27 protein-coding genes are annotated in these 26,757 nt (G+C 65.3%); 14 read left to right on the top strand and 13 right to left on the bottom strand.

Features of this window, described 5'->3' with window-relative positions; all coding sequences use genetic code 11:
- The first annotated feature begins 190 nt into the window (after nt 1-190).
- The 5 genes from KK137_RS15405 to KK137_RS15385 all read left to right on the top strand — a co-directional run bounded on the left by KK137_RS15405 (nt 191) and on the right by KK137_RS15385 (nt 4,520).
- Nucleotides 191-1,468: a DUF58 domain-containing protein gene (locus KK137_RS15405; protein ID WP_214537565.1), complete on the top strand. Its 1,278-nt coding sequence runs from the start codon at nt 191-193 to the stop codon at nt 1,466-1,468.
- Complete coding sequence (locus KK137_RS15400; RefSeq protein WP_214537403.1) at nt 1,468-2,526, top strand: stage II sporulation protein M; 1,059 nt, start codon at nt 1,468-1,470, stop codon at nt 2,524-2,526. Before KK137_RS15405 ends, KK137_RS15400 begins: the two co-directional genes overlap by 1 nt.
- Nucleotides 2,523-3,407: an RDD family protein gene (locus tag KK137_RS15395; RefSeq protein WP_338028105.1), complete on the top strand. Its 885-nt coding sequence runs from the start codon at nt 2,523-2,525 to the stop codon at nt 3,405-3,407. The genes KK137_RS15400 and KK137_RS15395 overlap by 4 nt, the downstream gene beginning before the upstream one ends.
- Before the next feature lie 127 nt (nt 3,408-3,534).
- Nucleotides 3,535-3,999 (top strand): GNAT family N-acetyltransferase, encoded by a 465-nt coding sequence (locus KK137_RS15390; RefSeq protein ID WP_214537402.1) that lies wholly within the window; start codon nt 3,535-3,537, stop codon nt 3,997-3,999.
- Nucleotides 3,996-4,520 (top strand): GNAT family N-acetyltransferase, encoded by a 525-nt coding sequence (locus KK137_RS15385; protein ID WP_338028104.1) that lies wholly within the window; start codon nt 3,996-3,998, stop codon nt 4,518-4,520. Before KK137_RS15390 ends, KK137_RS15385 begins: the two co-directional genes overlap by 4 nt.
- Here the strand turns inward: KK137_RS15385 and KK137_RS15380 are convergent.
- Nucleotides 4,517-6,292 carry a cation:proton antiporter domain-containing protein gene (locus KK137_RS15380; protein WP_214537400.1) on the bottom strand — a complete coding sequence of 592 codons (1,776 nt, stop codon included), beginning with the start codon at nt 6,290-6,292 and terminating at the stop codon, nt 4,517-4,519. The two genes, KK137_RS15385 and KK137_RS15380, sit on opposite strands and share 4 nt — an antisense overlap.
- A gap of 98 nt (nt 6,293-6,390) precedes the next feature.
- Here KK137_RS15380 and KK137_RS15375 point away from each other — a divergent pair, with 98 nt between their 5' ends.
- Nucleotides 6,391-7,956, top strand: a complete 1,566-nt coding sequence (locus KK137_RS15375) for an FAD-dependent monooxygenase (RefSeq protein ID WP_214537399.1) — start codon at nt 6,391-6,393, stop codon at nt 7,954-7,956.
- Between the two features lie 150 nt (nt 7,957-8,106).
- Here KK137_RS15375 and aroC read toward each other — a convergent pair whose 3' ends face one another.
- On the bottom strand, nt 8,107-9,174 hold the full coding sequence (gene aroC, locus KK137_RS15370) for a chorismate synthase (RefSeq protein ID WP_214537398.1): 1,068 nt from the start codon (nt 9,172-9,174) through the stop codon (nt 8,107-8,109).
- A gap of 462 nt (nt 9,175-9,636) precedes the next feature.
- Here aroC and ruvA point away from each other — a divergent pair, with 462 nt between their 5' ends.
- The 3 genes from ruvA to ruvB are packed head-to-tail and all read left to right on the top strand — an operon-like array spanning nt 9,637 to nt 11,888.
- The gene (gene ruvA / locus KK137_RS15365; RefSeq protein ID WP_214537397.1) at nt 9,637-10,242 is read left to right on the top strand and encodes a Holliday junction branch migration protein RuvA; all 606 of its coding nucleotides are present in this window, start codon (nt 9,637-9,639) and stop codon (nt 10,240-10,242) included.
- Nucleotides 10,243-10,299: 57 nt separating this feature from the next.
- Nucleotides 10,300-10,839 (top strand): hypothetical protein, encoded by a 540-nt coding sequence (locus KK137_RS15360; protein ID WP_214537396.1) that lies wholly within the window; start codon nt 10,300-10,302, stop codon nt 10,837-10,839.
- A 20-nt stretch (nt 10,840-10,859) separates the two neighbouring features.
- Nucleotides 10,860-11,888, top strand: coding sequence for a Holliday junction branch migration DNA helicase RuvB (gene ruvB, locus KK137_RS15355; RefSeq protein ID WP_214537395.1), 1,029 nt, complete (start codon nt 10,860-10,862; stop codon nt 11,886-11,888).
- Nucleotides 11,889-12,217: 329 nt separating this feature from the next.
- On the opposite strand, the gene KK137_RS16690 is transcribed toward ruvB, so the two are convergent.
- On the bottom strand, nt 12,218-12,907 hold the full coding sequence (locus KK137_RS16690) for a hypothetical protein (protein WP_250894011.1): 690 nt from the start codon (nt 12,905-12,907) through the stop codon (nt 12,218-12,220).
- Between KK137_RS16690 and KK137_RS16685 the strand changes: the two genes are divergently transcribed.
- Nucleotides 12,876-12,944, top strand: coding sequence for a hypothetical protein (locus tag KK137_RS16685; protein ID WP_420829332.1), 69 nt, complete (start codon nt 12,876-12,878; stop codon nt 12,942-12,944). The two genes, KK137_RS16690 and KK137_RS16685, sit on opposite strands and share 32 nt — an antisense overlap.
- Before the next feature lie 53 nt (nt 12,945-12,997).
- Here KK137_RS16685 and KK137_RS15345 read toward each other — a convergent pair whose 3' ends face one another.
- Nucleotides 12,998-13,522, bottom strand: coding sequence for a rhodanese-like domain-containing protein (locus tag KK137_RS15345; protein WP_214537393.1), 525 nt, complete (start codon nt 13,520-13,522; stop codon nt 12,998-13,000).
- A gap of 59 nt (nt 13,523-13,581) precedes the next feature.
- Nucleotides 13,582-16,257 carry an aconitate hydratase AcnA gene (acnA, locus tag KK137_RS15340; protein WP_214537392.1) on the bottom strand — a complete coding sequence of 892 codons (2,676 nt, stop codon included), beginning with the start codon at nt 16,255-16,257 and terminating at the stop codon, nt 13,582-13,584.
- A 115-nt stretch (nt 16,258-16,372) separates the two neighbouring features.
- On the opposite strand from acnA, the gene KK137_RS15335 reads away from it, so the two are divergent.
- Entirely contained in the window at nt 16,373-16,543 is a 171-nt protein-coding gene (locus tag KK137_RS15335; protein ID WP_214537391.1) for a hypothetical protein, read from the top strand.
- On the opposite strand, the gene KK137_RS15330 is transcribed toward KK137_RS15335, so the two are convergent.
- Entirely contained in the window at nt 16,540-17,427 is an 888-nt protein-coding gene (locus KK137_RS15330) for a DMT family transporter (RefSeq protein ID WP_214537390.1), read from the bottom strand. The genes KK137_RS15335 and KK137_RS15330 overlap by 4 nt on opposite strands.
- A gap of 151 nt (nt 17,428-17,578) precedes the next feature.
- On the opposite strand from KK137_RS15330, the gene KK137_RS15325 reads away from it, so the two are divergent.
- Nucleotides 17,579-18,946 (top strand): L,D-transpeptidase family protein, encoded by a 1,368-nt coding sequence (locus KK137_RS15325; RefSeq protein ID WP_214537389.1) that lies wholly within the window; start codon nt 17,579-17,581, stop codon nt 18,944-18,946.
- A gap of 4 nt (nt 18,947-18,950) precedes the next feature.
- Here the strand turns inward: KK137_RS15325 and KK137_RS15320 are convergent, their stop codons facing one another.
- The 5 genes from KK137_RS15320 to ispG all read right to left on the bottom strand — a co-directional run bounded on the left by KK137_RS15320 (nt 18,951) and on the right by ispG (nt 22,094).
- Entirely contained in the window at nt 18,951-19,559 is a 609-nt protein-coding gene (locus KK137_RS15320; RefSeq protein WP_338028103.1) for a murein L,D-transpeptidase catalytic domain-containing protein, read from the bottom strand.
- 70 nt (nt 19,560-19,629) lie between these two features.
- Nucleotides 19,630-20,139 carry a retropepsin-like aspartic protease family protein gene (locus KK137_RS15315; protein ID WP_214537388.1) on the bottom strand — a complete coding sequence of 170 codons (510 nt, stop codon included), beginning with the start codon at nt 20,137-20,139 and terminating at the stop codon, nt 19,630-19,632.
- A gap of 40 nt (nt 20,140-20,179) precedes the next feature.
- The gene (locus KK137_RS15310; protein ID WP_214537387.1) at nt 20,180-20,671 is read right to left on the bottom strand and encodes a GNAT family N-acetyltransferase; all 492 of its coding nucleotides are present in this window, start codon (nt 20,669-20,671) and stop codon (nt 20,180-20,182) included.
- On the bottom strand, nt 20,668-20,958 hold the full coding sequence (locus KK137_RS15305) for a hypothetical protein (protein WP_214537386.1): 291 nt from the start codon (nt 20,956-20,958) through the stop codon (nt 20,668-20,670). The genes KK137_RS15310 and KK137_RS15305 overlap by 4 nt, the downstream gene beginning before the upstream one ends.
- Nucleotides 20,955-22,094, bottom strand: coding sequence for a flavodoxin-dependent (E)-4-hydroxy-3-methylbut-2-enyl-diphosphate synthase (ispG, locus tag KK137_RS15300; RefSeq protein ID WP_214537385.1), 1,140 nt, complete (start codon nt 22,092-22,094; stop codon nt 20,955-20,957). Before ispG ends, KK137_RS15305 begins: the two co-directional genes overlap by 4 nt.
- A gap of 457 nt (nt 22,095-22,551) precedes the next feature.
- On the opposite strand from ispG, the gene ahpC reads away from it, so the two are divergent.
- Both ahpC and ahpF read left to right on the top strand, forming a co-directional pair.
- Nucleotides 22,552-23,118, top strand: coding sequence for an alkyl hydroperoxide reductase subunit C (ahpC, locus tag KK137_RS15295; protein ID WP_214537384.1), 567 nt, complete (start codon nt 22,552-22,554; stop codon nt 23,116-23,118).
- A 98-nt stretch (nt 23,119-23,216) separates the two neighbouring features.
- Complete coding sequence (gene ahpF, locus KK137_RS15290) at nt 23,217-24,806, top strand: alkyl hydroperoxide reductase subunit F (RefSeq protein ID WP_214537383.1); 1,590 nt, start codon at nt 23,217-23,219, stop codon at nt 24,804-24,806.
- A 192-nt stretch (nt 24,807-24,998) separates the two neighbouring features.
- Here ahpF and KK137_RS15285 read toward each other — a convergent pair whose 3' ends face one another.
- Complete coding sequence (locus tag KK137_RS15285) at nt 24,999-25,562, bottom strand: Smr/MutS family protein (protein ID WP_214537382.1); 564 nt, start codon at nt 25,560-25,562, stop codon at nt 24,999-25,001.
- The gene (gene mltA, locus KK137_RS15280) at nt 25,559-26,695 is read right to left on the bottom strand and encodes a murein transglycosylase A (RefSeq protein ID WP_338028102.1); all 1,137 of its coding nucleotides are present in this window, start codon (nt 26,693-26,695) and stop codon (nt 25,559-25,561) included. The genes KK137_RS15285 and mltA overlap by 4 nt, the downstream gene beginning before the upstream one ends.
- Nucleotides 26,696-26,757: the final 62 nt, after the last annotated feature.

Below are 26,757 nucleotides of genomic sequence, written 5' to 3'. Positions count from 1 at the left end.
GGCGTAGCCGTAATGGGGAGGTGGCAGGCGCCGTCGGGCGTCTGACGGAGGGGCAAGCGGCACGACGCCAGGCCCTCCACCACCGGCCTGCGGCCGGCGGACCCTCTCCCCATCGGCTGCGCCGACAGGGAGGATCAGTTTGAAATCGCGCATCGTCCCCTCGGGCAGGGCCCTGCTGCTGCTGGCGCTGATGGCGCCAGTGGCGGTACTGATCGGCGCGCTGGCTCCGAACGCCTGGATCGTCGCGCCCGCCGCCGCGCTGGCGCTGCTGGTGGTGACCGCGCTCGACGGGCTGATCGCGGGGCGGCTGCAGGATCTCAAGCTGACTTATCCCGCCGATGTCGAAGTGGGCCAGCCGATGCGCCTGGTGCTCCATGCCGAGTTCGGCGCCCGCGCGGGTAGCGGGGCCCCGCAAGCGGCGCTGGGCTTCGATGCTCGGCTCGGTGAACGCGGGACCGCAAGCGTTACACTGGCACCCGGCCCGCTGCCTGACATCTGGTCGAGCGCCTCGGACATTGTCCCGGTGCGCCGGGGTACCGGGACTTTGCACGAACTCTGGCTCCGCTGGCCGGGCCCCCTGGGTCTCGCGCATCGCCAAGCTCACCGCGTACTGGGGGAGCCGGTGCGCGTCTGGCCCGACCTTTCGCCGGTGCGCTCTCCTGTGCTCCAGGCTTTCCTGCGCGACGCGCAATTCGGCTTAATCGCCCGCCGCATCCGAGGCGAAGGAACCCAGTTCGAGGCGCTGAGCGAATACGAGCCGGGAATGGACCGCCGCCGGATCGACTGGAAGGCGAGCGCGCGCCACTCGCGTCTTTATGCGCGTGAGAACGAATCCGAGCGAGACAACCAAATCATCTTCGCGTTCGACTGCGGCCAGTCGATGAGCGAGCCCGTCGACGGGCTGCCGCGGATCGACCGGGCGATCTCCGCCGCTTTGATGGCCTCTTACGTCGCACTCAAGGGCGGTGACCGAGTCGCGCTTTTCGCATTTGCCGACAAGCCCGAGCTCATGACTCCCTTCGCGCTCGATTCCCGGGGCTTCAACCGATTGCAGCGGGCCGCGGCCGAGCTCGACTACATTCCGCGCGAGCCGAATTTCACGCTCGCCCTCGCCACCCTGACCGCCCGGCTCAAACGCCGATCCTTGATCGTGCTGTTTTCCGATTTCACCGATCCCACTTCGGCCGAAATCATGGTCGAAAGCGTCGAACGGCTGGTGCGCCATCACCTGGTGATCTTTGTCACCATGGCCGATGAGGAGCTGTCCGACCTGACCGGCACGGAACCCTCGACTGTGCGTGACCTAGCGACAGCCGTCGCGGCGGACGGTCTCGCCCGCCAGCGCGCCCTGGTGCTGCAGCGGCTGCGGCGGCTGGGCGTCGATGTGATCGAGGCGCCCTGGCAGGCCATCGGCTATCGACTGCTCGACCGTTACCTTGAAGCCAAGCGCATGGAGGCGGTCGGCTGATGGCGCTGGCCTTGTTCAAGAAATCGGAGATCGCGCCGCTGCCGGACATCGAGGCGGCCTCTCTCCGTTCGGACCGTTTCCGGCTCGAGCGTGAGGCGGATTGGCGCCGATTGGAAGCGATCGTCATCTCGCTCGAGACAAATCGCCTGCGGCGCATCTCGGATGAGGACTTGCTAGCCCTGCCCGTACTCTACCGGCAGGCCGCTTCGAGCCTCGCCGTCGCGCGCGAGACTTCGCTCGATGCGGCGACGCTCGCTTATCTCGAGGCCCTGGTCCGGCGCGCGTGGTTCCAGGTCTATGGACCTCGCACCTCGCTATTTGGCTGGCTTCGGCTGTTCCTCGGCGGCGGCTGGAGTATCGCAGTGCGGTCGATCTGGCTCGAAATCGCCATCGCCCTGGCGGTGATGGTCGCCGGGACCGCAGCCGGCTGGGTGTTGGTGTCGCAGGAACCGGAATGGTATTACGCGCTGGTTCCCGGCGAAATGGCCGGCGGACGTGAGCCGGGGGCCGATCGGGCAGCGCTGGCCGAGACGCTCAAGGGCACGGGCGACAGCGAGGGGCTGACGGCTTTCGCCACTTTCCTCTTCTCCAACAATTCCGCTGTCTCGATCCTGGCCTTCGCGCTCGGCTTTGCCTTTGGCATCCCGACGCTGCTGCTGCTGGTCTACAACATGGCCTCCCTAGGGGCGATGCTGTGGGTCTTCTTCAAGGCCGGACTCGGGTGGGAGTTTGTCGCCTGGCTTTCGGTTCACGGGACGACGGAGTTCGGCGCCATCCTGCTGGCCGGCGCCGCCGGACTCCACGTCGGGCGGTCCATGGCTTTTCCCGGCGACAGGTCAGTCATGTCCGCGGCCGCGGACAGCGGACGCCGGGCGGCGCAAGTCATGGCGGGCGTCGTGTTCATGCTGGCGATCGCCGGCCTTCTCGAGGGGTTCGCCCGTCAGCTGGTTGAGCAGCCGGGGGCTCGCGGCGCCATCGGCAGCGTAATGCTGCTGCTGTGGCTGACCTACTTCACTTTCGCCGGACGGCGAACGGGCAGGCTGGGAGCGGCTTCGTGAACGCCGTCACTGCCGCGCGCAATCCGAGCGAGGCCAAGCGCCGCCGTGAGCTTGTGACGCCCGAGGGGCTCTCGCTGCCGCTCACCTTGGCTTCGAAAGGCGCCCGCGCAGGCGCGCTCATGCTCGACCTCGCCCTGATTTTCCTCGGGCTGGTCGTGTTTTCGCTGATCCTCGCTGCCCTTGGCATCGGTATCTCGCAAGTCGAGGGTGAGCAGGTGGCGCCGGGCATCGAAGTCGTACTCGTCCTTGTCATCCTGCTGCTGTTCCTGGCCCGCTATGGATATTTCCTGTGGTTTGAGATCGGTCCGCGCGGTGCCACGCCGGGCAAGCGCGCGCTCGGCATCCGCGTCGCGGCGCGGGGCGGCGGACGGCTGACGGCGGAGGCGGTGATCGCGCGCAACCTGATGCGCGACGTGGAAGTGTTCGTGCCGCTGGTGTTTCTGTTGTCGGGAGGGGCTAGCGGCGTGGCCGGGATCGCGGCGGGCGTGTGGCTGGCGATATTCGTGCTGTTCCCGTTCTTCAACCGCGACGCCTTGCGCGCCGGGGACCTGATCGCGGGCACCTGGGTGGTCGAGGCGGAGCGGCGCAAGCTGCCCCAGGCCCTGTCGCTCACGCCGCGCACGCCGGGGACCTATCGCTTCGGCGAGGCCGAGTTGTCGGTCTATGGCGAGCACGAGTTGCAGGTCCTCGAAGGCGTTCTGCGGCACGATAATGCCGAGGCGCAGCGCAAGGTGGTGGAGGCGATCTGCCGCAAGATTGGTTGGGAGCCCGGCCATGGCGACGACCGCCAGTTCCTCGAGGCGTTCTACGAAGCCCTGCGCGCCCGGCTGGAAAGCGGCATGCGCTTCGGCAAGCGCAAGAAGGACAAGTTCGATCGCTGAAATCCTCCCCGTGACAGCCACGGGGAGACTCTGAAGGCTCATCGCAAAGTCTGCGTCGCGACGGGCTTGAGACGCCGGCGCAAGGACGGTCTTGTCAGCACGGGGCTTGGCGTAGCAGAGAGCGGACATGACCGACTACGACATCAGGCTCGACGACCTAACCGGCGCCGAGGTGACCAACCTGCTCCAATTCCACCTTTCCGAGATGCACCGCTGGTCCCCACCTGAAAGCGTGCATGCCATGCCGGTCGAGCGGCTGCGTCAACCGGACGTTACCTTCTTCAGCGCCTGGGACGGAGACAATCTGGCGGCGGTCGGTGCGATAAAGGAGCTCGACGCGGCGCATGGCGAGCTCAAGTCGATGCGCGCCGCACCGGAGTATCGCGGCAAGCGCGCGGGCGAGGCGATTCTGCTCCGCCTGATGGCCGAAGCCCGGCAGCGGGGGTACCGCTGGCTTGGTCTCGAAACCGGCCGGCCCGAACCCTTCCAGCCGGCGCAATCGCTCTATCGCAAGCACGGCTTCACCGAATGCGAGCCCTTCGGGGACTACGTATCGGACGACTTCTCGATGTGCATGGAGCAAACGCTGTGAGCGCCCTTCTCCGCCCCGCCACGGGCGACGACGCCGAGGCGCTTGCCAAGCTCGGCCGCGAGAGTTTCATTGCCGCCTTCGGCCATCTCTACCGGCCCGAAGACCTGGAAAGCTTCCTCCAGGAATACCGCACGCCCGAAGCATTTCGCGCTCACCTGGCCGATCCGCCGACCTTGATCCAGGTGGCCGAGATCGACGGCAGGCTGGCAGCCTATTCGCTGATCGTCCGTGGCCATCTCATGGGTGGACGGCCCGATCCTCAGCCGGGCAAGCCGGTCTACCTGAGCCAACTCTACTGCGCGGGCGACATGACCGGCCACGGCCTCGGCGCGGCGCTGATCGAATGGGCTATCGCCGCCGCGCGCGACTGGGGCGCCGACGCTCTCCAACTTTCGGTGTTCAGCGAGAACTTCGGCGCCCAACGGTTCTACCAGCGCTACGGCTTTGCCAAGGTCGCCGATATCGACTTCTGGGTCGGCAACCAGCGGGATGACGAGTTCCTCTACGAGTTGCAGCTTTAGGCCGGATCGTTAGCCGCCGGGTCACGAACCTGCGGCTCGGTGAGCACGTTCTCGCGCGCGGCTCGCAGGTCACCGGCGGCGATCTGCTTTGACAGGCGCTCGCGATCGGTTGCGCGGTAGAGGCTCTCGGCCCGTTCGATCGCCTCTTCGCTGAGGCCCATTTTCTGCAGCGCCATCCGCGCCATGCGGAGAGCGGATTCGAGCACCTCGCGCACGACGTATTCCGCCGGCGTATCGCTCAGCTTGAGCACGCTGCGCCGGTCGAATCCGCGGATGTAGATCGCGGCTTGCGGGAAGCTCTTGTGGACCGCGTGAACGAACTCCGGCTCGATCTGCTCCTGGTCGATGCAGAACATGATCAGTTCGGCCTCCGCCGCACCGGCCTGTCTCAGCAGGTCGAGCCGGGTGCCGTCGCCGAAGTAGACCTTGGCGCCGAATTGCTCGGCCACGTCGATCATCTCGACATCGCTGTCCACCAGCGTCACCGTGATGCCGCCCGCCACCAGCGTCTGCGCCACCGTCTGCCCGAAGCGGCCGTAACCCACGATCAGCGCGCCTGCGGTCTGTTCGGAGGGCGCCTCGCGCGATTCCTTCAGCTGCTCCGGGTTTCGCCGGAAGCGCTTGGTCACCGACATGAGGAACGGCGTCGTCGCCATCGACACCGTCACCACGGCACCGAACAGGCTGGCGGCCTCGTCGCTGATGAGCAACGCATCGTGGGCCGCGGCGAATAACACGAACCCGAACTCGCCGCCCTGGCTCAAGAGCAGCCCCATGCCGAGCGCCGGACGCCAGTGCATTTTGAACGCCAGACAGATCGCGAAGATCACCAGCGCCTTCACCGCCACCAGCACCATCGCGAGCCCGAACACGAACAGCGGCCGCTCGGAGATGGCGTCGAGATTGAGCAACATGCCCACAGACAGGAAGAACAGGCCCAGCAGGATCGATCGGAACGGTTCGACGTCCGCCTCCAGCTCATGCCGATAGGGCGAATCCGCCAGCATCACGCCCGCGACGAAGGCTCCGAGCGCGGTGCTGGCGCCGATCGCCTCCATCACCGCCGCCGAGGCGACCACGGTGAACAGCGCCGCCACGATGAACATCTCGCGCTCGCCCAGCCCGCCGATAAGGCGAAACAGCGGCCGGATCAGGAAGCGTCCGGCCGCAATGAGGCCGAAGACGGCCGCGACCGTCAGCAAGGCCGTCTGCCAACCGGGCGGCCCTTCGAGACTCGCCGGGTTGCGGCTGAGCGCGGCGACGATCGTGATCAGCGGGATGATCGACAGGTCCTGAAACAGCAGGATCGCAAAGGCCCGCTCCCCGAACGGCGTACGCAGACGCCCGGCCGATTGCAGCATCGGGAGGACCTGCGCCGTCGAGGACAACGCCAGCGGCAGGCCGATGACGAGCGCCGCGGCGGGTGAGAATACGGTGCAGAGGAGAATGACGCCCGTCAGCGCCAGTCCGCAGAGCACAACCTGCAGCAGGCCGAGTCCGAATATCTCCTGCCTCATCCGCCACAGCCGCGACGGGTTCAGCTCCAGCCCGACGATGAACAGCAGCAGCACGATGCCGAGCTCGCCTATTCCGCTCATCTCTTCGGCATCGCCGACCAGGCCCAGCACGTAGGGGCCAATCGTTACCCCGGCTAGGAGGTAGCCCAAGGTCGCACCCAGCCCCAGGCGCCGGAACAGCAGCACGAAGAACAGCGCGAACCCGAGCATGACGAAACCGTCACGCAAGAGGAAACCGGTCCCCGAATGCTCCATCGTTCCTCCTTGGTTACGGCAGCCTCTAGAGCCTCTTCGTCGCGCTTGCCAGCGTTCCACCTTGGCCTAGGATGCCTTCGGGGAAGAGGAGAAATCAAATGGCGGCGCGGCCCGATGAGCTTTGCGACGTGCTGATTGTCGGCGGCAGCCTGGTCGGGCTGTCGGCGGCGGCGTTTCTGGGGGCCCATGGGATAGAGGCCCGGGTGATCGAAAAGCACGCGGGAACCTCGATCCACCCGCGCGCCGGATACTTCCACATCGGCACCATGGAGGCCTATCGAAGGATCGGGCTGGAGCCCGCGATCCGCCAGGCATCCGAAGCGCAGTTCGGACCCGGCGGCGGGATCAACGCGGTGGAATCCCTCGCCGGGCGGGAGCTCGCCCGCCACGTCGACAGCATCAACGCGGGGGTGGAGCCCTACAGCCCGAGCCGCCGCTTCTTCATGACCCAGCAAAGTCTCGAACCGCTGCTGCACGGGCGCGCGGCGGAGCTTGGCGCCAAGCTCGCCTATCGTTCCGAACTGGTCGGGTTCGGCAATTACGATGACCACGTCCTGGCCGAAGTACGCAATCTCGAAACCGGTGACCTGCGGACCATCCGGGCAAAATACATGATTGCCGCCGACGGAAACCGCAGCCCCGTGCGCGAAGCACTTGGCATCGGCATGAGCGGGCCGGGTTTGCTGTCCGACAGCATCACGATCTACTTCAAGGCCGATTGCCGCCCCTGGCTGGAAGGACGCCAGCTCGGCGTGATCTACGTAGTCAACGCCGACCAGCGCGGCTTCTTTCGCTTCGAGGCGGGGGGCACGCGCGGGTTCCTGGCGGTCAACACGCTCGGCGACTTGTCGCTGCCCGGTGCGAAGGACGTCGCGGGCGACCTTTCGCCGGAACGCTGTATCGCCCTGGTGCGCTCGGCGGTCGGGGTGCCCGACCTCGAAGTCGAGATCGAGGACGTCGCGACATGGAAGGCCACCGCCGAATGCGCGGATGCCTATCGCGCCGGCCGGGTCTTCCTGGCCGGAGACGCCGCGCACGTGGTCCCGCCTACCGGCGGGTTCGGCGGCAACACCGGGGTGCAAGATGCCGCGAACCTCGCCTGGAAGCTGGCTGCGGTACTCAAGGGAGAGGCGGGCGAGGCGCTGCTCGACAGCTACGAGGCCGAACGGCGTCCGGTCGGGCAGCTCACAGTCGAACAAGCCTACGCCCGCTATATCCGCCGAGTGGTGCCCGAAGAGATTGCGCCCGACACGCCGGAGATGCGCGACGAACTGACCATGGAGATCGGCCAGTTCTACCGCTCGGGGGCGATCCCGGGCGGACGAAGCGAACGGGAGCCTGCCTGCGTCCATCCCGACTTGACGCGCGGCCATCCCGGCGCCCGGGTTCCGCACGCGTGGCTCGGTAACGGCCGCTCGACTATCGATTGCGCGGTCAACGGCTTTGCGCTGATTGCGGGGCCGGCTGGAAAAGCGTGGGTGGAGGCTGCCGGGGGCCTGCCGCTGGAAGTAGCCCAGCTGGAGCGCGATGAATGCGGTACCGGCCCGGAGGGCGCGCTGCTGGCTAGGCCTGACGGGTTCGTGGCCTGGCGGGCCACCGATGACGCTGGCGCCTCTCCAGAGACACTTGAGCGAGCGCTAAAGACCGCACTTATGAGCCGCTGATTGAATCCTCCCTGTCGGCGCAGCCGATGGGGAGGTGGCAGGCGCCGAAGGCGGCTGACGGAGGGGCCAAGGGTCGCCCGCCAGCCCCTCCACCATCCGCTTCGCGGACGGTCCCCCTCCCCATCGGCTACGCCGACAGGGAGGATCTTTTCACCCGCACTGCGCGCGGTGGAGCAGCTTGTGGTCGGCCAGCACCAACGCCATCATCGCCTCAACCACGGGGGTGCCGCGAATGCCAACGCAAGGGTCATGGCGGCCTTTGGTGACGAGTTCGGTCGCCTCGCCTTCGCGAGTGATCGTTTCTTGCGGGATGAGGATCGAACTGGTCGGCTTGAACGCCACCCGCACCACCACCGGCTGCCCGGTCGTGATTCCGCCCGCGATACCACCAGCGTGGTTGGCGAGGAATTCCGGACCGTCGGCGCCGGGCCGCATCGGGTCGGCGTTCTGCTCCCCGCGCAGGGCAGCCGCGGCAAAGCCGTCGCCGATCTCCACGCCCTTGACCGCGTTGATGCCCATCATCGCGGCGGCGAGGTCGGCATCGAGCTTGCCGTAGATCGGCGCGCCCCAGCCCGCCGGCACGCCCGTGGCCACGCATTCGACCACCGCACCGAGTGACGAGCCGTCCTTGCGCGCATCGTCGACGAGCGCCTCCCAGCGTGCCGCGGCGGCGGCGTCGGGGCAGAAAAACGGGTTCTGGCCAATCTGCTCGGCGTCGAACGCGGCATGATCGATGCGGTCGCCGCCGATTTCGCTGACGTAGCCGATGATCGTCACCTCGGGGATGACGAGCCGCGCGACAGCGCCAGCGGCCACTCGAGCTGCGGTCTCGCGTGCCGACGAGCGCCCGCCGCCGCGATAATCGCGGAAGCCGTACTTCGCGTCGTAGGCATAGTCGGCGTGGCCGGGGCGATAGGCCTTGGCGACTTCCGAGTAGTCCTTGCTGCGCTGGTCGGTGTTCTCGATCAGGAGGCTGATTGGGGTGCCGGTAGTCTTGCCCTCGAACGTGCCCGAGAGGATCTTCACCAGGTCAGCCTCGCGCCGCTGGGTGGTGAACTTGCTCGTGCCCGGCTTGCGCGCGTCGAGGAACGGCTGGATCGCCTCTTCGCTGATGGAAAGACCCGGAGGACACCCGTCGACGACGGCGCCCAGCGCCGGCCCATGGCTCTCGCCCCAGGTGGTAAAGCGAAGGACGCGGCCGAAAGTGTTGACGCTCATGGGGCGCAGGCATTGGCGCAAGATGCGACGGCTGTCCATATTGGGGCTGTTTGAGCGCGCGGTGAGGGGGCTTTGCCGTCCCTACTCCTGCCCTGTAGCGGCGCTGCCGTCACGGAGAGGTGGCAGACGCCGTATGCGGCTGTCGGAGGGGCCGTAGCGCCAAGGGCCCCCTGCCTATCGGCTTCACCGACAGGGAGGATTTAGAAGAACCATTTTCCTACATGCTCACGATCTGCCATATCGTGTTCATGCTTTGTTTCAAACTCGATCCGCCCCAATTGACCCACCGCCAAGTTGACACTTTTTGGCCAAGTTGACGGTTTTGCGCTCAAGTTGACGCTTTTCAGCGCAAGTTGACAGTTTCGCCAGGAACCGTGTCACCCCGTCACCCCTATCACCGCGCCGGTGGATGCCGGCCGCTTGCCCCTAGCCAAACCCGCCACGCTCGGGCAGGAACAAAACATGATTGCTAAGCTGACGGGACGGCTGGACGAAAGCGGGGCGGACTGGGCGGTGATTGACGTCCGGGGCGTGGGCTATCTGGTGCACTGCTCGAGCAAGACCCTCGCCGCGCTGGGCATCGCGGGCGACGATTGCACGGTCTTCACCGACTTGCAGGTGAGTGAGAACGACATGCGCTTGCTCGGCTTCGCCGAAGCGGGAGAGCGCGACTGGTTCCGCTTGCTGACCACCGTGCAGGGCGTCGGCAGCAAGGTGGCACTGGCGATCCTCTCGGCCCTCTCGACCGAAGAATTGCAGCGGGCCTGCGGGGCGGGCGATGCCGCGCAAGTGGCGCGGGCGCAGGGTGTCGGGCCAAAGCTCGCCGGGCGGATCGTCAATGAGCTCAAGGACAAAGCTGGCGCGCTGCCGGGTGGCTCGGGCGGCGTAGCGGTTGCGGCGATCTCGCAGCCGGGGAGCGCGAGTGCGGACGCGGTCTCGGCGCTGCAGAACCTCGGGTTCAAGCCGGCTGTCGCGGCGAGCGCCGTGGCGCATGCTCAGGCGGAACTAGGCGAGGATGCGGGCTTGAACGAACTGGTGCGGGTGGCGCTGAAAAGGGCGACGGGGTGAGGGTGAAAAAGGTTTCGGGTCGAGCTGATTATTGAGGCAACTGAAGCGGAGGTCGAGATGACGGAACAAGACATCAATCGAACGGTCACCGTGAAGTTTGAAGCCCTCGAGAACTCGCTGAAAGAGAGGATCGATCAGACGATTGCAGAAGGCCTTAAAAGCCAGATCAAGCAGAAGGAGTATTTGGAGGAGCGACAGAAGCTGGATCTGGCCAGATTCGCCAGCTCGTCTCAGTGGCTGATTGCGTCGCTTCTTGCCGTCAATACCGCCGGAGCCGTCTTTGGCGGCGGCCAGGAGGACCTCACCCATGGCGAGACAATCTGCGTCATGATTCCCTTCCTGCTTGGCGTGGTTCTCGCCCTATTCTCCGGTTTTTTCTATCGCCGGGCCACAATCTGGCACGTGCGAGAGGCAGCCTTGGTCGTAGGGGGAAAGGCGCAAAAGAGGCCCCGCCTCTTTCGAGGCCAAGATTCGGATTCGAGAAGCGAAATCAAGAGCGCCGCGGAGACTTGGGACAAGCTCACCGAAACTCTGGGCTGGCTGAGTTTCGCAAGTTTTCTGGCAGGCGTCTGGTTTGCCTATCGCATTTTGATCTAACACTGAAGATTGTCGACTGAATGAACGATAACCCCACCCTCACGCCCCAGCGCCAGCCGGAGGACCAGGACGCCGCGCTGCGGCCGAAGTCGCTCGGCGAATTCGTCGGGCAAGAGGCGGCGCGGGAAAACCTGCGGGTGTTCATCGAAGCCGCGCGCGGACGGGGCGAGGCGATGGACCACGTACTGTTCTTCGGCCCGCCGGGCCTCGGCAAGACGACCCTGGCGCAGATCGTCGCCAAGGAGCTGGGGGTCGGGTTCCGCGCCACCAGCGGGCCGGTGATCGGGAAGACCGGCGACCTTGCGGCACTGCTGACCAACCTAGAACCGCACGACGTGTTGTTCATCGACGAGATCCACCGCCTCAATCCGGTGGTCGAAGAAGTGCTCTACCCTGCGATGGAGGACCGCGCACTCGACCTCATCATCGGCGAGGGACCCTCGGCGCGCTCGGTGCGGATCGACTTGCCGCCGTTCACGCTGATTGGCGCGACGACGCGTCAGGGCCTGCTGACCACCCCGCTGCGCGACCGCTTCGGCATCCCGGTGCGGTTGAATTTCTACACCGTCCCTGAGCTGGAGCGGGTGGTGACGCGCAGCGCCTCGCTGCTCGGCATGGCCATCGACCCTGCGGGGGCGCGGGAAGTCGCTCGGCGTTCACGCGGCACCCCGCGCGTTGCCGGGCGCCTACTGCGCCGGGTGCGCGACTTCGCTCATGTCGCCGGGGCCCCGCTGATAACCTCCGAGGTGGCGGACAAGGCGCTGACCCGGCTGGAGGTCGATTCGCTCGGGCTCGACGCGATGGACCGGCGCTACCTCTCGATGATCGCCGACATCTACAAGGGCGGTCCGGTCGGAGTGGAAACCCTCGCCGCCGGCCTCGCCGAACCGCGCGATACGATCGAGGACGTGGTCGAGCCGTTCCTGATCCAGCTTGGCCTCGTCGCCCGCACCGCGCGCGGGCGCTGCCTCAACGATGCGGGGTGGAATCACCTGGGAATCACCCCGCCGAGCGGCTCGCAAACTGGCCTGTTCGATCCGGGAAAGTAGCAGGAGGTGTTAACGATCGTTGGGATTCGCACGCAGTTCGGTTCCAGATCGGGACAGAGCCGCTCGCAGGCCCGGGAGACTTAGCAAAAAACGACATCGCGATCCCGAAATCTTGGTTAATCCGATTGCCGATCCCTCGCCGGCGCGTGTTCTTGGCAGTGGAGGAGAAGGGCTGGAGGTCCAATTCGGACTGGCAGCACTCCTGGCCACTGAGAGAGAAAACGCATGTCGGTACGCACAGCCCTCGCCAAACTGGCCGCTCTCGCGGCAAGTGGAGCGCTCGTCGGTGGCGCGGTCCACCAGGCCGAACCGCAGGCGCGGACGACGGACTACAAGTCGGGCAAGTCGGTTCCGATCGAACGGCCGATCAAGCAGGTTAAGGCGCGGCCGCCGCGTCCCGTCGTGGTAGCCGAGGCTCCTCCGCCCGAACTCCCGCCGATCGAGCGAGTCATCGACGCACCGCCGATCGCTCCGGTACCCATCCCACCCCTGCCGCAGGCGCCCGTCGTGGCCACGGGCAGCCCACCTCCCGTCGTAATCGGGGGTTCGAGTGGTGGAGGTTTTGGCGGGGGCTTCTTCGGCGGCTTCTTCGGTGGCGGCAGCAGCGGCGGCAGCATCACCGTCTCGACCACGACTTCTGGTTCTAGCTCGGGCAGCTCGAGCTCCAGCTCATCGAGTTCCTCCTCGTCCAGCGGTGGCGATACGCCGTCCTCGACCACGACGACAACCACCACGTCAGGAAACGTCTCGACTACGACCTCGGGGAACATCACCACGAGCACGACGACGTCGGGTAACATTTCGACCAGCACCACGACGTCCGGCAACGTCTCAACGACAACCACGACGTCGGGCAATATCTCTTCCACGACGACATCCGGAAATGTTTCGACCACCACGACGTCGGGCAACGTTTCAACCACGACGACGTCTGGTTCGACTAGCACCACGTCGGGTACCGAAGTTCCAGAACCGCCGATGATGGTCCTGTTCGGAATGGGCGCCGCCGCCGTGTTCATGCGACGCCGCAGGAAGGTGTCCGCCCGGGCGGCCTGAACCCACCACCTTCTTGTGGTGAAAGGGCGGTTCGGGGGGGGCCGCCCTTTCGTTTAGGGGGCGTTCGAAACCCAGCTAACGCCCGGACCGTCAGTCCGGATCACGTCCGCCAACTCCCAGACGTTTTCGTATCCATAGCCGACGAGATTGATGAAAGTCGGTATGTTGAGAGCTAGCTCGACCTTTTTGACCGCTACGGGCGGGCGGTCGTCTGCGAAGTTGTTATTGCAGTAGATGTAGACCGGCCGATCCGCATCCGGACCCAGGACTTGGGCCAGGCGCTCTGCGGTGAAGTCAGGCAACGGAAGATTGATGGCGCCGGCAAGGTGCCCGGCCGCGAACGCACTTTCCGAGCGGGCGTCGAGCAAGATCGCACCGCCGTCTCGGGCGCCGCGGGCGAATTCCTCCCAGCCGATCCGCCGACCCTCGCGATAGGCTCCAAGCCTGCCGGCCAGTTCGACGAAGCCTTCGTAATCGACCTGCGGATTGGCCGGGATCGGAGCCTGAGCGTGCAGTGGCAGAGCCAACAGCGAGGCTGCGAGGGCGCTCGCGACAACAATAGAGCGGATGGGGCGCATGAACTTCTCCCTTCGCCGAAGAAGCTGCGCCCCGATCCTAAAACCGCGAATGAACGAACTTAAGCGGCCAGCTTCCGCAAAACGTAATGGAGGATGCCGCCGTTGCGGTAGTACTCCATCTCGTTCGCGGTATCGATGCGGCAGCTGGCGGTGAACGTGAAGCTCTCGCCGTTCGGGCGAGTGACGTCCACTGCGACGTCCTGGCCCGGTTCGAGCCCGGCAAGTCCGCGAATGCTGAACTTGTCGTCACCCGTGAGACCAAGGGTCGCACGGCTCTCTCCGTCCTTGAACTGCAAGGGCAGCACGCCCATTCCGACGAGGTTCGACCGGTGGATACGCTCGAAGCTCTCAACGATCACCGCGCGCACGCCCAGCAAGTTGGTGCCCTTCGCCGCCCAGTCACGGCTGGAGCCGGTGCCGTATTCCTTGCCGGCGATCACAACCAGGGGGGTGCCGTCGGCCTTGTGCTTCATCGCGACGTCGTAGATCGCTCCGACCTCTTCACCGTAACGGCTCATGCCGCCTTCGATGCCGGGCACCATCTCGTTCTTGATGCGGATATTGGCGAAAGTGCCGCGCATCATGACTTCGTGGTTGCCGCGACGGCTGCCGTAGGAGTTGAAGTCGCGCTTATCGACCTGATGCTCGATCAGGTAACGGCCCGCTGGGCTGTCCGCCTTGATCGAACCCGCGGGGCTGATGTGATCGGTCGTGACCGAATCTCCGAGGATCGCCAGCGGCAGGGCACCGACAATGTCGGTCACCGCGGCCGGCGTCATGCTCATACCTTCGAAGTAGGGCGGGTTGGCGACGTAGGTGCTGCCCGCGCGCCACTGGTAGGTGTCGGAACCGACCACGTCGATCGCCTGCCAGTGCGTATCGCCCTTGTAGACGTCGGCATAGCGAGCTTCGAACATGGTGCGGTCGATGCTGCTCGCGCGGATGTCGGCCACTTCCTGGTTGCTTGGCCAGATGTCCTTGAGGAACACGTCCCGACCGTCCTTGCCGGTGCCGATCGGAGTCGCGACGATGTCCTCTGTCACCGTGCCCTTGAGCGCGTAGGCAACCACCAGCGGCGGGCTGGCGAGGAAGTTCGCGCGTACGTCGGGGCTGACGCGGCCTTCGAAGTTGCGGTTACCCGAAAGGACGGAAGCGGCGACGATGTCGTTGCCGTTGATCGCCTTGCTGATTGGTTCGGCCAGTGGGCCAGAGTTGCCGATGCAGGTGGTGCAGCCGTATCCGACGAGGTCGAAGCCGATCGCGTCGAGGTGCTGTTGCAGTCCAGCCTTCTCGAGGTAGTCGGTGACCACCTGCGATCCTGGGGCGAGGCTGGTCTTGACCCACGGCTTGGGCTTGAGGCCCTGCTCGTTCGCCTTCTTCGCGACCAGGCCGGCTGCGATCAGTACGTCGGGGTTGGAAGTGTTGGTGCAGCTGGTGATCGCGGCGATGACCACGTCTCCGTCACCGATGTCATGGCTCGCGCCCTCGACGGCAGTACGCTTGGGCGAAGTTTTGCCATAGAGCGACTTGAGCTCACCATTGAACAAGTCATCCACGTCCGGGAGCGCAACCTTGTCTTGCGGACGCTTCGGCCCCGCGAGCGAGGGTACGACGCTGCCGAGATCGAGTTCGAGCGTGTCGGTGAAGACCGGATCGGGCGCGTTGGGATCGAGCCAGAAGCCCTGTTCCTTCGCGTAAGCCTCGACCAGGGCGATCTGATCCTCGTCACGCCCAGTCAGTCGCAAGTATTCGAGCGTCTTGCCGTCGATGCCGAAGAAGCCGCATGTCGCGCCGTACTCGGGAGCCATATTGGCGAGCGTCGCGCGGTCGGCGAGGCTCAGTGAAGCGAGGCCCGGGCCGAAGTATTCGACGAACCGGCCGACCACGCCGCGGGCGCGCAGCATCTGAGTGCAAGTCAGCACGAGGTCGGTCGCGGTCACGCCTTCCTTGAGCTGGCCGGTCATCTTGAAACCGACGACCTCCGGAATCAGCATCGAGACCGGCTGGCCCAGCATGGCCGCCTCGGCCTCGATCCCGCCAACGCCCCAGCCAAGCACGCCCAGGCCGTTGATCATGGTGGTGTGGCTGTCGGTGCCGACGCAAGTGTCGGGATAAGCGACCATCGCGCCGTCCTGGTCGAGGCTGGTCCACACGCCCTGGGCAATGTGTTCGAGATTGACCTGATGGCAGATGCCGGTGCCCGGAGGCACGGCCTTGAAGTTGGCGAGGCTCTTCGATCCCCATTTGAGGAAGTCGTAACGCTCGAGGTTGCGCTCGTACTCAAGTTCGACGTTCTTCTCGAACGCCTTGGGGTGGCCGAACTCGTCGACCATGACCGAGTGATCGATGACGAGGTGGACCGGCACCAACGGGTTGATCTTGGAGGTGTCGCCGCCGAGCTTGGCGATCGCGTCACGCATCGCGGCAAGATCGACTACGCAGGGCACGCCAGTGAAATCCTGCATCAAGACGCGCGCCGGGCGGTACTGGATTTCCTTGCCCGTGACCGGGTTCTTCTGCCAGTCCGCAATCGCCTGGATATCGCCGACCGAGACGGTGAACCCAGCATCCTCGAACCGCAGGAGGTTTTCGAGCAGGACCTTCATCGAAAACGGCAGGCGGCTGACGTCGCCGATCTTCTCCGCAGCCTTGCTGAGCGAGTAATAGGCGAAGTTCTTGCCCGCGACGTCCAAAGTGCTGCGGGTATCGAGCGAATTCTTGCCGACCTGGGTCATGGGCGAGTGGACCTCCTGAGAATGCTGATTCCGACCCCAAGAAGGGCCGGTTTGCGCTGGCGCTTGCGCGTTCAGGCGCGCTAGGTCAAGGCACGGCGGTAATCAGGAGCGCGTCATGACAACAGGACCTTCGGGCAGACGGCAGGAGCCGCTTTACGTGATACCGATGGCTCTGGCGCTGATTCTGGCGGCGATCTTCGGCGCCGCATTCGGCCTGGTCTGGCACGCGGCAGGCTTCGGGGCGAAAGCAGAGAGCGCAACCGCCACCCCCAAGACGGATACCTAGGCAGCGGCCTGCTCGGGATGCTTGCGCGGCGCGGCAATCCAGCAGGCTGCCACGATCAATCCCGCGCCGAGAAGGACTGCCACTCTCAAGGTCTCGTCAAAGAGCAGCCAACCGAATAGCGCGGCCCACAGGAATCCTGAATATTCGAGCGGGACCAACGCCTGCGCTTCGGCCCGGGCATAGGCCCAGGACAGCAGCAGAACCGCCACAACAGCCAGAACCGCCGACACGCCGATCACGGGCCAGGTACCCAACTCCGGCATCTCGAACATCCACGGGGCGAACAGAAGCAACACGAGCCCCATTCCAGCGTTCTGAAAAGTGGCGATCTCGACCGGCTTTGCCACCAAGGACTGTTGCCGTTGGAGAATCAGGTTCCACGCATAGAGCACTGAAGACAGCAAGATCGAGGAAACGCCCCAGGTGGCGTCCGCATTCGCCGGGGTACCAGGTCCAACCCGTTCGAAGGCGATGACCGTCACTCCGACCAGGCCGAGCAGCGAGGCCCCTATTGCGCTCCGGCTGATCCGCTCTCCGAGCACGATTGCCGCCAGATAAAGCGCAATCAGGGGCGCGACGAACGACAGGGCGATTCCTTCCGCCAGGGGGATTCGTTCGAGGCCCCAAAAAAAGGTGAATGCCATCCCCGAACCGACGACGGCTCGTAACAGGTAGAGCCGCATGACCGATTTGCTCGGCCAACCCGCGCGGGTCGCCAGCCAGACGGGACCGATCAGGAGCGTTCCCAGCGCGCACCGAAGCAGCAGGGCGCTGTAGGCACCGACCGCGGTTGCCGCCCCCTTCATCAGCGCGTCCATCAGCGAATAGAGTGCAACGGCCGCCAGAGTGATGGCAAAAGGCAGCAAGGGTCGCTCTAGCTTCATGCTGCCAGGTTTACCCAGCAAACCGTTGCGGACAATCCGCATGGTCGCACGATTCACCGTAGAGTCAGCCGTCCTCCTTGATAGCTGGGCGCGAAACGGGAACAATACCGATCGCGTTGTCCTCACGGGCCCCGCATGGCAGGGGCTTCCGATGACTTATAGGGGCATGGAATTTACGATGAAGGCGTGGCGCAAAATCTTGCTGGCTGGTGTGACCGTGGCGCTGGGCGCTCCGGTTGCGGCCCAGCAGATCCCGACACAGCGGGTGCTGGATCAGGACGCCGAGGTCGTCACCGCGCCGATGTCGTCGGCGCTGACCCTGCCACCGGCGGTGGTCTATCCGGCCATAATGCATTGGTCCGCCGATAGTGCCAGCAAACTGCTGGCTTTTGCGGAGCGTATTGGGACCGAAGGCCTCGATCCGTCGGACTATAAGATCAAGGAGCTCCGCGCCGCGATTCTGGCCGGCGAAGGCGCTCAGTTGGACGAGGCGGCCAGCCTCACGTTCACCTGGCTGGTGGAAGACCTTCGCGATGGCCGCACTCCGATGGATGCGCGCCGGCAGTGGTTCGTGATCGATCCCGACGCAGACCTGATGCCGACCGGGGAGCTCATGCAAAGGGCATCGCAGACGGGTATCGTCGCCGAGACGATCCAGGCCGTGCTGCCGACCCATCCGGACTATGCTGCCCTTCGGGAAGCTTTGGCCGTCACGCCGCAGAGCCAGACCACGAAGCGCGATCTCATCCGAGCCAACATGGACCGCTGGCGGTGGCTGCAGCGCGATCTCGGCGTGCAATACCTGCTCACTAACGTCCCCGAGTACCAACTGCGGCTGACGGTGAACAACAACATCATCCGCAGTTATCGCACCATCGTCGGCAAGCCGGGTCGCACGGCTACTCCGCAGCTGGCGGAAACCGTGGAAGGGGTGATCTTCAACCCGACCTGGACCGTGCCGCAGTCGATCGTGAAGGGTGAAGGCCTCGGTGCCAAGGTCCTCGGCAATCCTGGGTGGGCGCGCGCCAACGGCTATCGTGGCAGCCGCGCCGAGAACGGCTTCGTCACGGTCGTGCAGCAGCCGGGGCCGGGGAACTCGCTCGGGCAGATGAAGCTCGACATGCCCAATCCGCATTCGATCTTCCTGCATGATACCCCGTCGCGCAATCTGTTCGCTTCGGACAATCGCGCCTTGAGCCACGGCTGCGTCCGTGTCGAGCGGGCGCTGGAGCTGGCGATGACGATAGCGATCCTCGGGCAGGGCGCCACGCGCGAGGAAGCGGTGACCATTTCCACCTCGGGAGAATACACGCGGGTTCCGGTGCAAAAGTCGATGCCGGTTTACATCACCTACTTCACCATGGCGCGCGACATCGATGGCCAGTTGCGGACCTTCAACGACATCTACGGCCGCGATGCGCCGGTGGTTGCCAGTTTCAAGGCGCCGCGGGTGGGCAATCGTTCGCGGGTGACCGACGAGGAAGTCATCGAGATCGTCGACGATCTCCAGACTTCCTGAAGCGTCAGATAAAGCCCAGGCGGTCGGCGAAGATCAGCCGTCCGCCTGAGAGCTGCGCCAGGATTTCGTAGAAGTCGTCCGGCGAGAAGGCGAAGCAGCCGTTGGATCGGCCCAGCTTGCCCCAATGATCGAGGTGGGCCTGCGTTGCGTATTCGGCCGAGTGCATCACGATTGCTCGGTCGAAAGCGTTCGAATTGTCCGGATCGAGGCCACCCAACCGCACCGAGGTGCCGTACTTGCCCGCGTACCACTCCCAAGTGATGTACGATCCGCGGCTGGTGGCGTTTGAGCCCGGCACGTTCGAAAACCACTTGAGCCAGCCGTCATGCTCGGGATCCGAGCCGGCCCCATGCGCCACTCGAAACGAGCGGACTGTGCCACTCTCGAGGTTGGCGACGTGGAAACGGGGGTAGGCCGAGTGTGCGGCGAAGTCGGCGACACCGACTATGTCGCGACGCCAAAGCTGGGCGGCAGAGCGATTCATTTCGGCGCGCGCCGAATCCAGGATTGCGCTCGTGCGGAGGTCGGGCCCGACTTGCGCGGCCACGCGTGCAGGCAAGGCCAGCGATCCCGCCGCCAGGCCAGCCGAAGCAATGAATTCCCGCCTATTCACTAGCCCTATATTGCTCCTTTCGACCCAGACCTGTCCAGCCCGATGCGACCGGAGGGTTTTTCCACTGCATCTAACCCCCCAGAATCATTCGACCCGTCTCGATCTGCACCTTGCCGATGCGGGAGAGGAAGGATTGGCCGAGCAGTGAAATATCGAGGCCGTCAGGCACGACGATCGCTTCCACCCCGCGAACCTCCAGATCGCCGATGCGCACCGTGTCGAGCAGCACCGGCACTCCATAGACGTCCCCGCTGGCCCCGCGAGCGACGGGCCGGACTTGTGCCTGGTCCCAGGCGATGCCCATCGAGTTGGCGTCCTCGTCGGTCAAAGCGATGACCGTGGCGCCGGTATCGACCAGCATCTCGCTCGACGCCGCGTCGACGATTACGTCGGCGTAGAAATGCCCGTCTGCCTCTCGCGGCAGGACGACGGGACCGGGCTCTTGCCGCACCACTTCGACTGCCGCTGCGCCAGCCTTGTGTTCACCCGGCGGCGGCGGACCGTCGCGCGCCCTGTCGGGGGCGAACCAGGCGATCACCATGCCTGCGGCGAGCAGGGCGAAGAGCGGTTCGACTTTCATCGGTCCGCCATAACCCGGGCATGCTTAAATGCCCGTAAAGCTAGTCAGCCCCCCGGGACGCGGCGAGCTCGCCCAGCGCTTCGCCATCGACGCGCATGACCGTCCATTCGTCCATGGGCCTTGCGCCGAGCGACTTGTAGAACCCGATCGACGGCTCGTTCCAGTCGAGCACCCACCATTCTAACCGGGCACAATCGCGCTCCCGCGCCAGCCGCGCCAGTTCGACGAGCAGCGCCTTGCCGAGCCCGACACCGCGCGCCTCGGGCCGGACGAACAGGTCTTCGAGATAGATCCCGGGCTTGCCTTCGAAGGTCGAGAAATTGTGAAAGAACAGTGCGAAGCCCTGCGCCACGCCGTCCACTTCGCCGATCAACACCTCGGCGTAGGGCCGTGGGCCGAACAGCTTTTCGCCCAGCACCGCCTCTTCGAAGCGCACTTCGTGGGCGAGCTTCTCGTACTCGGCCAGCGCGCGGATCAATTCGGCGATGAGCGGCAGGTCGGCAGGCGTAGCCGACCGGATCGAAAGGCTCACTCCTTGCCCTCGTCCCTGTCCAGATCGAGCAGGGTGATGCGACCGACTTCCAGCTCGTCGATCCGCAGCTTCTTGATGCGGGCCCTTCCGACGCGGAGGCGTCCGATCGCAAGTGCCCCGATCGCGAGCGCGCCCAGCGCAAAGGCGCCGAGGGCTAGCGCACCAATGGCTCCGCTGCCCAAGGCGGCGGTCCCCGTGGCGGTGGCGCCTGTGGCAGCGGCCCCGATACCGACGCTCTTGCGCGACAGAGAGGGCGTGTAAGTTGCGACGTGGGCCTTGTGTTTCATGCCGCCTTCCCGTGCAGCGTATCCATGCTCACCGAGGTGCCCGCCTCGATCTCGGCCGCCTTGGCTTCGACCAGGCTGACGATGTGGTCGAGCATACGCTCGCTCTCGACATGATGATCGGTCACGCCAGATAGGAACACCATGTGCTTGCCCGCGCCGCCGCCGGTAATGCCGATGTCGGTCTCGCGCGCCTCGCCTGGACCGTTGACGACGCATCCGAGTACCGAAACGCTCATGGGTGTCTTGATATGCTGCAGCCGATCCTCGAGCGCCTGGACGGTGCGGATCACATCGAACCCCTGCCGCGCGCAGCTCGGGCAAGAGACCACGCGCACGCCGCGGGTCCGCAGACCCAGGCTTTTCAACAGCTCATAACCGACGCGGACCTCTTCCTCGGGTTCCGCCGAGAGCGAGACGCGGATCGTATCACCGATCCCGGCCCACAGGAGGTTGCCCATGCCGATCGCGCTCTTGACCGTGCCGCCGATCAGCCCGCCCGCTTCGGTAATGCCGAGGTGCAGCGGGCAGTCGACCGTTTCCGCCAGTTGCATGTAGGCGGCGACGGCGAGGAAGACGTCGCTCGCCTTCACGGCCACCTTGTATTCGTGGAAGTCGTGGTCCTGCAGCAGCTTGATGTGGTCGAGCGCGCTTTCGACCAACGCCTCGGGACAAGGCTCGGCGTACTTTTCGAGCAGGTCCTTTTCCAGGCTTCCCGCATTCACGCCGATACGGATCGCGCAGCCATTGGCCTTGGCCGCCCGAACCACTTCGGCGACCCGCTCCGACGAGCCGATATTGCCCGGATTGATCCGCAGGCAGGCGGCCCCGGCGTCGGCCGCTTCGAGCGCGCGCTTGTAGTGAAAGTGGATGTCGGCAACAATCGGCACACTGGCAGCGCGGACGATCTCCTTGAGCGCGGCGGTGCTCTCTACATCCGGACACGACACGCGGACGATGTCCGCACCGGCATCCTCGCAACGGCGAATCTGATCGATCGTCGCCTTTGCGTCGGACGTGAGCGTGTTGGTCATGGTCTGCACCGAGATCGGCGCGCCGCCGCCAACCGGGACCTTGCCCACCATGATCTGCCGGCATTCGCGCCGCTCTATCGTACGCCAGGGACGGATTTCGTTCATCTTAGGCAGCCATTCCCTGACAGGCAGGAGGGTAAAGTGACAGGGGGTGACGGGGTGACACGGTTCCTGAGGTAAGTGTCAACTTGGACCCCGCAAGTGGCAGCTCACAGCCCAAAAGTGTCAACTTGCCGGCGAAAGTGTCAACTTGCGTGCGAAAAGCGTCAACTTGCGCGCGATGCAACGCATGCGCGCGGAAATTGATGATGGTCGCGAGGTCGGTCATCGTGCGGGGCTCTAGCAGCTTTGGCTCGTGTAGGAAAATGGCGGCGTAGTCCAACGCAGGTCGATCGACCAAACCCTTGCAATTATCGCAACACCTGTTGCGCTTTTCGAAAGTGTCGCTTGGTTGATCGATTATGTCGATCCCACCAATCGCTACAAATCGCTTTTTTGCATCGCAACATCGCCTATCTGGGCGACACAAGAGTTTTCAACCCACCAAAACAACGGAGAAATCATGGGTATCATCGGCAGCACCATCAAGCCGTTCAAGGCGACCGCTTTCCAGGCAGGCAAGGACTTCTTCGACGTGACGGAGCAGGACCTGGCCGGAAAGTGGGCGGTGTTCTTCTTCTATCCGGCGGACTTCACCTTCGTCTGCCCGACCGAGCTCGAAGACCTCGGCGAACACTACAACACGCTCCAGAAGCTGGACGTCGACGTCTATGCCGTGTCGACCGACACCCACTTCAGCCACAAGGCCTGGCACGATACTTCGGAGAAGATCGGCAAGCTGAAGTACGCTTTCCTGGGCGATCAGCTGCACACGCTGTCGAAGAACTTCGGCGTGCTGCGCGAAGAGGCTGGCCTGGCTGACCGTGCGACTTTCGTGGTCGATCCGGACGGCGTGATCCAGATCATGGAAATCACCTGCGAGGGTGTCGGCCGCAACGCCAACGAGCTGGTCCGCAAGATCAAGGCGGCCCAGTACGTCCGCGCTCACCCGGGTCAGGTTTGCCCGGCCGCGTGGGAAGAAGGCGCCGAGACGCTTGCCCCTTCGCTCGACCTGGTCGGCAAGATCTAAGAGTTCGCAACCCGCGCAAGCGGGCTGCAAGGCGGCCCGGGGCTCCTCCCCCCCCTCGCCCCGGGCCGTCTTTACCTTTCAATCACAGGGAGTTTTCGATGCTGGACGCCACGATGAAGGAACAGCTCAAGCAGTATCTCGGCAATCTTCGGGAGCCGATCGAGCTTGTCGCTTCTCTCGGTGAGGGCACGAAGTCCGACCAGACGCGGGAGCTCTTGAGCGAGATCGCGGAGCTGTCGGACAAAGTTTCAGCCCGCTTCGACGGCGACCACGAACGCAAGCCCAGCTTCATCATCCGTCGCGCGTCAGACGCGGAAGTTTGGGTGCGCTTCGCCGGCCTGCCGATGGGCCACGAATTCACGAGCCTGGTGCTCGCCCTGCTGTGGACCGGCGGTCATCCCCCGAAGGTCTCCGACGAGGTGCTCGAACATATCCGCCACCTCGAGGGCGACTATGCGTTCGAGATGTACTTCTCGCTGTCGTGCCACAACTGCCCCGACGTGGTGCAGGCGCTGACCCTGCTCGCGCTCTACAACCCGCGCATCACCGCGACGCTGATTGAAGGCGGCACCTTCCAGGAGGAAGTCGACGCCCGCAACGTCATGGCCGTGCCCGCGACTTTCCTCAACGGGGAGATGTTCGCCAGCGGCAAGATGAGCGTCGAGGAAGTGTTGGCCAAGCTCGACACCAACGCCGTCGCGCGTGCCGCTGCCCGTATGGGCGAGAAGGAACCGTTCGACGTGCTGATCGTCGGCGGTGGTCCTGCGGGCGCCGCGGCCGGCATCTACACCGCGCGCAAGGGCTTCCGCACCGGTATCGCGGCGGAACGCTTCGGCGGTCAGGTGCTCGACACCATGGGCATCGAGAACTTCATCTCGGTTCCTTACACCGAGGGGCCGAAGCTCGCGCGCGCGCTCGAAGCGCATGTGGCCGAGAACGGCATCGACGTGATGAATCTGGCCGAGGCCGAGCGCCTCATCCCGGCGAAGAAGCCGGGCGGCTGGCACGAGGTCGTTCTCAAGAACGGCGCGACGCTCTCTGCCCGCGCGGTCGTGCTCGCGACCGGGGCGCGCTGGCGCAATCTCGGGGTGCCTGGCGAGTTCGAATACCGCAACCGCGGCGTGGCCTATTGCCCGCACTGCGATGGCCCGCTGTTCAAAGGCAAGCGCGTGGCGGTGATCGGCGGCGGCAACTCCGGCGTCGAAGCGGCGATCGACCTCGCCAACATCGTCGGCCACGTCACCCTGATCGAGTTCGACAGCCAGTTGCGCGCCGACCAGGTACTGCAGGACAAGCTGCGCAGCCTGCCCAACGTCGACATCCGCATGTCGGCCCAGACGACCGAGATCACCGGCAATGGCGAGCGCGTCAGCGGCCTGCTCTACAAGAACCGCGTCTCGGGCCAGGAGCAGAAGATCGAGCTGGAAGGCGTGTTCGTTCAGATTGGGCTGGTGCCGAACACCGAATGGCTCAAGGACTCCGGGCTCGAACTGTCGAGCTACGGCGAGATCGTGATCGACCACAAGGCGGCGACCAATCTTCCCGGCGTGTTCGCCGCGGGTGACGTGACCACGGTGCCTTACAAGCAGATCGTGATCGCGATGGGCGAAGGCTCGAAGGCCGCGCTAAGCGCGTTCGACTACATCATCCGGAATGCGCCTGCCGAGGACGTGGCCGAAGCGGCCTGATAAGCGCGCTCGCCTAGCCCTTCCGTCAGCCGCCTTCTGCGCCTGCCACCTCCCCGAAACAAGCTCGGGGAGGATCAAGCAGTCCCCCCTCCCGCTTGCGGGAGGGGTTAGGGGTGGGCGAGTGAGCGAAAGCTCATCCCCATCCGGACAGACCCACCCCCCGGCCCCTCCCGCAGGCGGGAGGGGAGAACCTCACCGTCTCCGTTTCAGCACCAGATAAAGCGCACCCTCACCCCCATGGCGTCGGTGCGCTTTGCGTATCGCGGCGATATCGGCGGCGTGCGGCCCCGCTGCCAGCCAGTCGAGCACCTTGGCCCGGATCGCCCCGCGCTTCTCGCCGCGATCGGCCGCGTGCACAGGGCGGGACTTGCCGGTGATCAGCAGCACCAGCCGCGCGCCCATCGACTTCGCCTGTATAAGGCCCATGTCGAGCCGGTTGTGCGCCTGCTCCAGGTTATGGCCGTGCAGGTCGAGCGTGAAATCCGGATCGATCGCCGCTTTCGCCAGCTTGCGTTCCCAGGAGGAATCGAGGCCCGGACCCGGCGACGGCGGTGGAGCCTGCAAGCGAGGCGCGGGCAATGGCGGAGGGATCCGTCCCTTCAGCGCCTTCTTGGGCAGAGCCGGAGGCGTAGGAGGAAGGTCCGGCACAGGTAATGGCGGTTTTTTCACCACCGTCTTCTTCAGCGGCGTGACGGTACTCGCTACCCGTGCCCAGAGCGCCGCTTCATCCGCGCTCAGCCCGCGCGGGGCTTTCATTGCGACCTCAAGCGCGCCAGCGTCCCCTTCGGCAACAGGACGAACGCCTTCCCGCGCGAGTTCATGCCGCCGGCAATCGTCTGGGCATCGTTGCCCGCGCCCCAGAAAGTGTCGAAGCGGTTGGCCCCCTTGATCGCGCCGCCAGTGTCCTGGGCAATCCACAATCCGTTGGCTTGCCTGTGCTCGACATTGATGAACACCGGAGCGCCCAGCGGCACAAAAGCCGGATCGGCGGCAACGGAATTCTCGCGCCGCACCGGCACCTCGAGCGCGCCGAGCGGACCGTCACCGGTCAGCTCCCGGAAGAACACCCAGCTCTGGTTCTCGCGCATCACGGCGCGGCCTTCCGCCGGGTGATCGCGCAAGTACTGCACGATCCCTTGCATCGAGCCCGAGTACTGGCCCGGACCGCTGCCGATCAGCCCGCGCTGGCGCATCAGCGAACCGATTGCGACGTAGGCGCGCCCGTTCTGCCCGGCGTAGCCGATGCGGATCACCTCCCCTTCCGGCGTGCGCAAGCGGCCCGACCCCTGGATCTGCAGGAAGAAGAACTCGATCGGATCGGCGGCCCAGGCAATCTCAAGTCCCTTGCCCGCCAGCGCGCCGTCCTCGATCTGCCCGCGATCGAAATAGGGACCGACCACCCCGCGCTCGTCGCGCCGGCCGAGGGGCGGACGTCCGTTGCGTTCACCGGCGGGCGTGCCTGAGGGCCAATCGCGCACCAGGTCGGGCGGCATGCGGTAGACGGGAACCTCGAAGCCCGGACGGCGCTGGCGGCTGCCGGCGATCTCGGGCTCGAAATAACCGGTGACGTGGCTCGCCCCTTCGCCGACGATGACGGCCTCGAACTGGGTTTCGAAGAATCGCGGGGCTTCGCTCACCGACCAGCCGCTCGCGGCCGTGCAGGCCTCCTGCCAGTCTTCCTTCCGGGTCAGCCCGCTGCCGTCAGTGCGGGCGAGGAGTTTCGGGCAACTCTCGCGAAACGATGTGAGCGCGCCGCGCGCATCGGAAGCGCTCAGCTGCAGATCGGAAATCGCGGGCCCGGCCCTGACACCAGCGGCGTAGGCATTGGTCGCGACGGGTGGCGGCGAAGGTGTCGGCCGCGGCTCGGAAGGCTTGATACGCGGCGCCACGCACCCAGCGAGCAGGGCAAGCGTTGCCAGCCCGGCGAAACGGTAACGCCCTCCCCCCGGCA

The organism is Croceibacterium selenioxidans, assembly GCF_018599195.1.
GTDB classification, from domain to species: Bacteria; Pseudomonadota; Alphaproteobacteria; order Sphingomonadales; family Sphingomonadaceae; genus Croceibacterium_A; species Croceibacterium_A selenioxidans.
Note: the sequence above shows the minus strand (reverse complement) of the source record. Positions and strands in the feature narration are given on the sequence as shown.